This is a genomic window from Streptomyces sp. NPDC060028 (assembly GCF_042736725.1).
Taxonomy (GTDB): domain Bacteria; phylum Actinomycetota; class Actinomycetes; order Streptomycetales; family Streptomycetaceae; genus Streptomyces.
The window spans coordinates 13,194-20,523 of record NZ_JBHWVJ010000113.1; the positions used below are offsets into that span (position 1 = coordinate 13,194).

General features: G+C 77.5%; 4 protein-coding genes. 2 read left to right on the forward strand and 2 right to left on the reverse strand.

The window, feature by feature from the left end; all coding sequences use genetic code 11:
• Window positions 1–429 precede the first annotated feature (429 nt).
• On the reverse strand, window positions 430–2,064 hold the full coding sequence (locus tag ACFWBF_RS33915; protein ID WP_385608528.1) for a DUF5691 domain-containing protein: 1,635 nt from the start codon (window positions 2,062–2,064) through the stop codon (window positions 430–432).
• A gap of 180 nt (window positions 2,065–2,244) precedes the next feature.
• Entirely contained in the window at window positions 2,245–3,603 is a 1,359-nt protein-coding gene (locus ACFWBF_RS33920; RefSeq protein WP_385608530.1) for an SWIM zinc finger family protein, read from the reverse strand.
• 134 nt (window positions 3,604–3,737) lie between these two features.
• Between ACFWBF_RS33920 and ACFWBF_RS33925 the strand changes: the two genes are divergently transcribed.
• Both ACFWBF_RS33925 and ACFWBF_RS33930 read left to right on the forward strand, forming a co-directional pair.
• On the forward strand, window positions 3,738–4,844 hold the full coding sequence (locus ACFWBF_RS33925) for an AAA family ATPase (protein ID WP_385608532.1): 1,107 nt from the start codon (window positions 3,738–3,740) through the stop codon (window positions 4,842–4,844).
• Window positions 4,841–7,141 (forward strand): DUF5682 family protein, encoded by a 2,301-nt coding sequence (locus ACFWBF_RS33930; RefSeq protein ID WP_385608533.1) that lies wholly within the window; start codon window positions 4,841–4,843, stop codon window positions 7,139–7,141. The genes ACFWBF_RS33925 and ACFWBF_RS33930 overlap by 4 nt, the downstream gene beginning before the upstream one ends.
• Window positions 7,142–7,330: the final 189 nt, after the last annotated feature.

The following is a 7,330-nucleotide window of genomic DNA, read 5'->3' on the forward strand; positions in this document are numbered from 1 at the left end:
GGGGCCAGCCTCGCCTTAGGCCCGGCTCGGCCAGGCTCGGTCGGGCTCGGCCTTGGCCCAGGCCCTTGGGGGCCTGGCTCGCCTTAGGCCCGGGCCCCACCGACCGCAGCCCCCGCTCCGCCGTGGCCTGGCCCCGGCTTGGCCTAGGCCCAGGCCGCGGGGCCAGCCTCGCCTTAGGCCCGGGCTCGGCCGGACCCGGTCGGGCGCGGCCTCGGCCCAGGCCCTGGGGCATGGCTCGCCCTAGGCCTGGGCTCGGCTGGCCCCAGCCCCCGCTCCGCCGTGGCCCGGTCCCGGCTCGGCCCCCGCTCCGCCGTGGCCCGGTCGCGGCTCGGGCCCGGCATTGCCCTCGGCCCGGCCCTGCCCCTTAAGGGCCTGCCCCGGCCGGGGGCAAGCCCGGCTCCCTGGTGCGGCTTCGCCCCGGCTTGGTCGTCAGGGTGGGGTGAGTTCCGTGAGCATCGTGGCTCTGAGGCGGAGGGTGGCGGTGAGGCGTTGGAAGGCTTCCGTCCAGTAGGCCACCGCGCCGGGGGAGGGGTCCGTGGGGTCCAGGGGGTTCTGCGGGGTGGTCGTCAGGGAGTCCAGGCGGTCCGCCGCCGCGGGGTCCAGGCAGCGTTCCGCCAGGCCCATCACCCCGCTGAAGCTCCACGGGTAGCTGCCCGCCTCGCGGGCGCGGTCCAGCGCGTCCACCACGGCTTCGCCCAGGGCCCCCGCCCACGGCACCAGGCACGCCCCGAGCAACTGGAACGCCTCCGACAGCCCGTGGGCCCGTATGAACTCCGCGACCCACTCCGCCCGTTCCCCCTCGGGCAGGATCGACAGCAGCTTCGCCCGCTCCGCCAGCGAGGCCGTCGCCGGGCCCGCCGCGGGCGGTGCGGACGCCGAGCCCAGCAACGCGTGCGACCACAGCGGATCCCGCTGCCGCACCGCCGCCCGGCACCACGCCGCATGCAACTCCTCGGCCCAGCCCTCGGCCACCGGCAACGCCACGATCTCCGCCGGGCCGAGCCCCCCGAACCGCTCCCGCCAGCAGGACAGCGGCGCCGCCTCCACGAGCTGGCCCAGCCACCAGGCCCGCTCCCCGCGCCCGGCGGGCGGCCGCTTCACCACGCCGTCGCGCAGCATCCCCCCGTCGCACTCGGCCGGCGGGATCACCCCCTCGGGCCCCACACAGGCCAGCGCCCGCTCCGCCATCCGCCCGGCCAGCGCCGACCGCGGCAGCGCGGACAGCAGCTCGGCGGCCGTGGCCCGGACATTGCGGCTGCGGTCGCCCAGCGCCGCCTCCAGGAACGGCTCGTCCCCCTCCGACAGCCCCACCCGCAGCGAGTCGAGGAACATCAGCCGGTCCTCGGCCCGCTCGGTGGCCCAGGTGGTCTCCAGCAGCCGCACCGCGGCCGCCGCCTCATGGGCCCGTACCGCGCCCAGCAGCGCCACCCGCTCCGCGAACAGCCCCTCCTGCCACAGCAGTTCCACCCCGGCCGCATCGGTCGCGGCGGGCAGTTCCCCCGCGCCGCCCGCCCCGCCGCGCAGCGCGAACCGCCAGTCCGGATTGAGCCGGGCCAGCCACAGCCCGCGCACCCCGGCCAGGGCCAGCGCCTGCGGCCGCAGGTCCGTACGGGCCCGCGCGGTGTCCAGCAGCGCCGGCACCAGCGCGGCCGGTGCCCGGTAGCCGTGCCGGCCGGCCGCGGCCAACCACTGCGGCAGCAGCTCGGTCAGGTCCGGGGCGGCCCCGCGCCGCCCGCCGCCGCTGCCCGTGGCGGTGCGCCCGGCCAGCAACTGCGCGAGCCGGCGCCGGGCCGCCTCCGGCGGTGCCGGCCGCGGATCCCGGGGCGCGGGGTCCGGCCGCGGGCCCGCCTCGCCGGGCCGCAGTCCGGCCCGGCGCCTCACGGTCAGCACGGCCGCCGCGTCCAGCAGCGCCTCCGGACTGCCCTGGCGCCGCTCGGTCCCCAGCAACGCGGCGCCGACCAGCTCCTCCCAGACCCCGTGAATCGTGTCCGGGTCCGGGTCCGGGTCCGGGTCCGGGTCCGTGTCCGTATGCGTGTGCGTGTCCCTGTACGTGTCCGTGCTCATCTGGTCCCGCCCTCCTCTGTGCCCCAGCTCCGGTCCCGCCCCCTCCGCGGGACCGGAGCAGTCCTCTCCCCGTAACTCGTGTCTCAACTCGCGTGGTTGTCGTCCACAGCAGCCCCCCGGCTCACTCGTTTCGAATCGTCACGCCGGCGCCCCCGCGCCGTCGCTTCCCCCAAGCCCCGCTCAGACCAGCGCCACCGGCTCCGAGGAGCCCGCCTGCCAGGCCGTGAGCGGGGTGAAGCCGCGGTGTCCGCACTCGCCGAACACCGTCACCGGGTCACCCCCCGACAGCGCGGCCAGCTGCCACAGGCCCGCGCGGGACCGGCCCGCGGACCCGCTGATCGCCACCGGCAGGGCGGACGTCCCCTCCGCGTCCGCCACTTGCCAGCCGGCGTCCCCCGGGGGGCCCGGTATCGGCACCACCGGGCCGAGCACCACCGGCCAGGACTCCAGCCACGGGTCCAGGGCCAGCCCCGCCCCGTACGCATCGAGCGCCGCGCCGGTACTCACCCCCACGGGCGCCGCCCCGCACGGTTCGGCCGCCGCGAACCGCTCCCCGAGGTCCGCCCGCAGCCCCGCCGAGCCGGGCCGGAAACGGGCTTCCGCTTCCAGTACCAGTCCGACGGGCAGGGCGAGCCCCGGAGGCCGCCCGGGCGGGCCGAAGTCCAGCACCAGGGCCGGCCGCCCGCTCGCCAGCCCGTGCAGCCATATCCGGCGGGTGGTGAGCCGTCCGTCGGGCGAAGCCGTGTCGTACTGGGCCAGCACGAGCCAGCGGTCCCGTACGACTTCCTCCTCCCCCTCCGCCGACGACGGCAGCCCCACCCGGCCGCGGACCGTGGCGGCCAACGGCTCCGGAAGGTCCGAAACCCCCAGCCAGGCCCGGTCCAGCAGGTGCAGCAGCGCCGCCTCCTCCAGCATCCGGGCGGGCCAGCCCGGGCCGCAACTGGGTATCGTCCCCAACTCCCGTGCCCGCGCGGCCAGTCCGGGAGCCTGGGCGTCGACCATCCGCGCGGCGGTCTCCTCCCAGGCCGCGTACCCCGCCTGCTCCTGCCCGGCGAGGCCGCCGCGCAGCAGATCGGCGAGCCGCTGCTCCAGCTCGGTGACGCCCGCGCCGATCCGCGCCGCCCGCCGCTCGGCCCGGCGGCGGGCAGCCTCCGGATCGGCCGGCCCGGCCGCCGCGGCAGCGGGACGCGCGGCTTTCGCCGCCCGCTCCGCCAGCCACTCGCCGGCCCAGTCGGGCGCCTCGGCGGGCTCGCCCAGCCCCTCCGCGGCCCAGAGCAGCAGCAGCCCCAGCGCGTGCTTGCACGGGAACTTCCGGCTCGGGCAGGAGCACTTGTACGCCGGACCCGCGAGGTCCACGACCGTCCGGTACGGCGTACTGCCGCTGCCTTTGCACAAGCCCCACACCGCACCGGAAGCGGAACCTCCGGTCTGCGACCACGGACCCGCCCCGCCCAGTCTGCCTCCCGCCTTGCGTGATGCGTCGTCAGGAGCCAGAGCCAGTACTTGTTCCGCCGTCCAGCGGACCCCCTGCTCAGTCATGTGAACCACCGTAGAGACCCCCACTGACAATCGCTCTGACCTGCAACAACGGCTGCACCGGGGGGCGTTGTCAGTGGCGTGGTGCACCGTGGTCACAGCAGTCGGAAGCGGCTGCCGAGCATTGGAGGGGGACCATGACCACGACCGGGAACGGCACCGGCGGCGAGGCACTGCGACCGCACGCCGAGGACGCCTTCGCGCACGAACTGAAAGCCCTGGCGGCCGCCGACGACCGGCCCCGCCCGGCCCGCTGGAAGCTCTCCCCGTGGGCCGTCGCGACGTACCTGCTCGGCGGCGTCCTCGACGACGGCACGGTCATCACGCCCAAGTACGTCGGCCCGCGCCGCATCGTCGAGGTCGCCGTCACCACGCTCGCCACCGACCGGGCGCTGCTGCTGCTCGGTGTCCCCGGCACCGCGAAGACCTGGGTCTCCGAGCACCTCGCCGCCGCCGTCAGCGGGGACTCCACCCTCCTCGTCCAGGGCACCGCCGGCACCCCCGAGGAGGCCATCCGGTACGGCTGGAACTACGCGCGCCTCCTCGCCCACGGCCCCAGCCGCGAAGCGCTCGTACCGAGCCCTGTCATGCGGGCCATGGCCGACGGCATGACGGCCCGCGTCGAGGAGCTCACCCGCATCCCCGCCGACGTACAGGACACCCTCATCACCGTCCTGTCCGAGAAGACGCTCCCGATACCGGAGCTCGGCCAGGAGGTGCAGGCCGTGCGCGGGTTCAACCTCATCGCCACCGCCAATGACCGCGACCGCGGGGTCAACGAGCTCTCCAGCGCCCTGCGCCGCCGTTTCAACACCGTCGTGCTGCCGCTGCCCGCCACCGCCGACGCCGAGGTCGAGATCGTCGCCCGCCGCGTCGACGAGATGGGCCGCGCCCTCGACCTGCCGGCCGCGCCCGAGGGCCTGGAGGAGATCCGCCGCGTCGTCACCGTCTTCCGCGAGCTGCGCGACGGAGTCACCGACGACGGCCGTACGAAGGTCAAGTCGCCCAGCGGCACCCTGTCCACCGCCGAGGCCATATCGGTCGTCACGGGCGGCCTCGCCCTGGCGGCCCACTTCGGGGACGGCGTCCTGCGCCCCTCCGACGTGGCCGCCGGGATCCTCGGGGCCGTCGTGCGCGACCCGGCCGCCGACAAGGTGGTCTGGCAGGAGTACCTCGAGGCAGTGGTCCGCGAGCGCGACGGCTGGAAGGACTTCTACCGTGCCTGCCGGGAGGTGACGGTATGAGCCCACAGGCTCCCGCGGCCGCGCCGGGGCAGGGGCCGCTGCTGCTGGGCGTACGCCACCACGGGCCCGGCTCCGCCCGCGCGGTGCGGGCCGCCCTCGACGCGGCGCGGCCGCGGGCCGTACTGATCGAGGGGCCGCCCGAGGGGGACGCCCTGCTGCCGCTGGCCGCCGACCCCGGGATGCGGCCGCCCGTCGCCCTGCTCGCGCACGCCGCCGACGACCCCGGCCGGGCCGCGTTCTGGCCGCTGGCCGACTTCTCCCCGGAGTGGGTCGCCATCCGGTGGGCGCAACGACAGGACGTACCGGTCCGGTTCATCGACCTCCCGGCGGCGCATTCGCTGGCCGCCGGGTGGGAGCCGGGGGACGGGGGCGAGCCGGATTCCGTACGGGTCGACCCGCTCGCGGTACTGGCCGAGACCGCCGGGTACGACGACCCCGAGCGCTGGTGGGAGGACGTCGTCGAGCACCGGGGGGCCGCCGGGCCCGGCGGCCCGCTCGGCGCGTTCGAGGCGCTCGGCGAGGCCATGGGCGCCCTGCGCGAGGCGTACGGGGACGGCGGCCACCGCCGGGACCTGGTGCGCGAGGCCCACATGCGTCGGCGGATGCGGGCCGCCGGACGGGAGTTCGGCGAGGACTACGCCGTGGTGTGCGGGGCCTGGCACGTCCCCGCACTGCGCGCCAAGACCACCGCGGCCGCGGACAAGGCGCTGCTGGGCGGCCTGCCCAAGGTGAAGGTGGAGACCGCCTGGGTGCCCTGGACCCACCGGCGCCTCGCCCGCGCCGGCGGGTACGGGGCGGGCATCACCTCGCCCGGCTGGTACGCGCACCTCTTCGCCGCCCGGGACCGGCCCGTCGAGCGGTGGCTGACCAAGGTCGCCGGCCTGCTGCGGGACGAGGACCGGCAGGTGTCCCCGGCCCACGTCATCGAGGCGGTCCGGCTCGCCGACACCCTGGCCGCGATGCGGGGGCGGCCGCTGCCGGGGCTGACGGAAACCCTGGAGGCGGTGCGGGCGGTGATGTGCGACGGCTCCGACATACCGCTCGCGCTGATCGAGGACCGGCTCGTCGTGGGGGACGTGCTCGGCGAGATCCCCGACGGCGCGCCCGTCGTACCGCTCCAGCGCGACCTGACGCGGCAGCAGCGCTCACTGCGGCTCAAGGCCGAGGCGCAGGACCGGGAGCTGGAGCTCGACCTGCGCAAGGACGCGGACGCGGCCAAGTCGCTGCTGCTGCACCGGCTGCGGCTGCTCGGCATCGGCTGGGGCAGACCCACGGCCTCCCGGGGCAGCACCGGCACCTTCCGCGAGACCTGGCGGCTCCGCTGGGAGCCGGAGCTGGCGGTGCGGGTCGCCGAGGCCGGCATATGGGGGACCACCGTCCTGGCGGCGGCCACCGCCAAGGCCGAGGCGGACGCGGCGGGCGCCGGGGAGCTGGGCGAGGTCACCGCGCTGGCGGAGCGGTGCCTGCTCGCCGGGCTGTCGCAGGCCCTGCCGGCCGTACTGCGGGCGCTCGCCGACCGGGCCGCGCTGGACACCGATGTGGCGCGGCTCGCCAAGGCCCTGCCGGCGCTGGCCCGTTCACTGCGGTACGGCGATGTCCGTGGCACCGACGCGGCCGCGCTGGGCACGGTCGCGGCCGGGCTCGCCGAGCGGATATGCGTGGCCCTGCCGTCGGCCTGCGCGGCCGGGCTGGACGCCGACGCGGCGGCGGAGCTGCGGGGGCACGTGGACGGGGTGCACGGGGCGGTGGGGCTGCTCGCCGGTGCGGATGCCGATGGTGGTGCCGGGCTGCGGGGGCGCTGGTCGGCCGTACTGCGCACGCTGGCGGGCCGGGACGGCATACCCGGGCTGATCCGCGGCCGCGCGGCCCGGCTGCTGCTCGACGACGGGCGGCTGCCGCCCGAGGAGACGGCCCGGCTGATGGGGCTCGCGCTGTCCCCGGCGTCCGCACCGGCGGACGCGGCGGGCTGGATCGAGGGCTTCGCGGGCGGCAGCGCGGGCGGCGGCACCCTGCTGGTGCACGACGACCGGCTGCTCGGGCTGATCGACGCGTGGCTGCTGTCGGTGCCGGAGGGCGCGTTCATCGACGTACTGCCGCTGCTGCGGCGGACGTTCGGAGCGTACGAGCCCGGAGTCAAGCGGACCCTGGGCGAGCTGGTCCGCCGCGGCCCCGGCGCCCGGTCGGCCCGCTCGGCGCGCGGTTCGGCCCCCGAGGGCTTCGCCCCTGACCTGGACCCGGCCCGCGCCGACGCCGCGGCGCGCCTGGCCCGCCGCCTGCTCGCCGCGGCCCCCGGCTGACGCCCCGGCGGGGTCGCGGAGGCCTGAGGGGCGGGCCCCTCGCCGCCTGCGCCGGGTGCGGCGCCGTTGCCGGGGGGCCGCCCCCCCACCCCCCCGCCGCGAAAAACCGCCGGGGGGGAGCGGCCGGGGGGGCGGCGCCCCCCCCCGGCGGGGGGGGGCGGCGAGGCCCCCCCCCCCGCCCCCCCCCCC

Bases quoted from the DNA above. Each gene is read 5' to 3' on its own strand.
- ACFWBF_RS33930 (WP_385608533.1), top strand. From the start codon at position 4,841: ATGAGCCCACAGGCTCCCGCGGCCGCGCCGGGGCAGGGGCCGCTGCTG.
- ACFWBF_RS33925 (WP_385608532.1), top strand. From the start codon at position 3,738: ATGACCACGACCGGGAACGGCACCGGCGGCGAGGCACTGCGACCGCAC.
- ACFWBF_RS33920 (WP_385608530.1), bottom strand. From the start codon at position 3,603: ATGACTGAGCAGGGGGTCCGCTGGACGGCGGAACAAGTACTGGCTCTG.
- ACFWBF_RS33915 (WP_385608528.1), bottom strand. From the start codon at position 2,064: ATGAGCACGGACACGTACAGGGACACGCACACGCATACGGACACGGAC.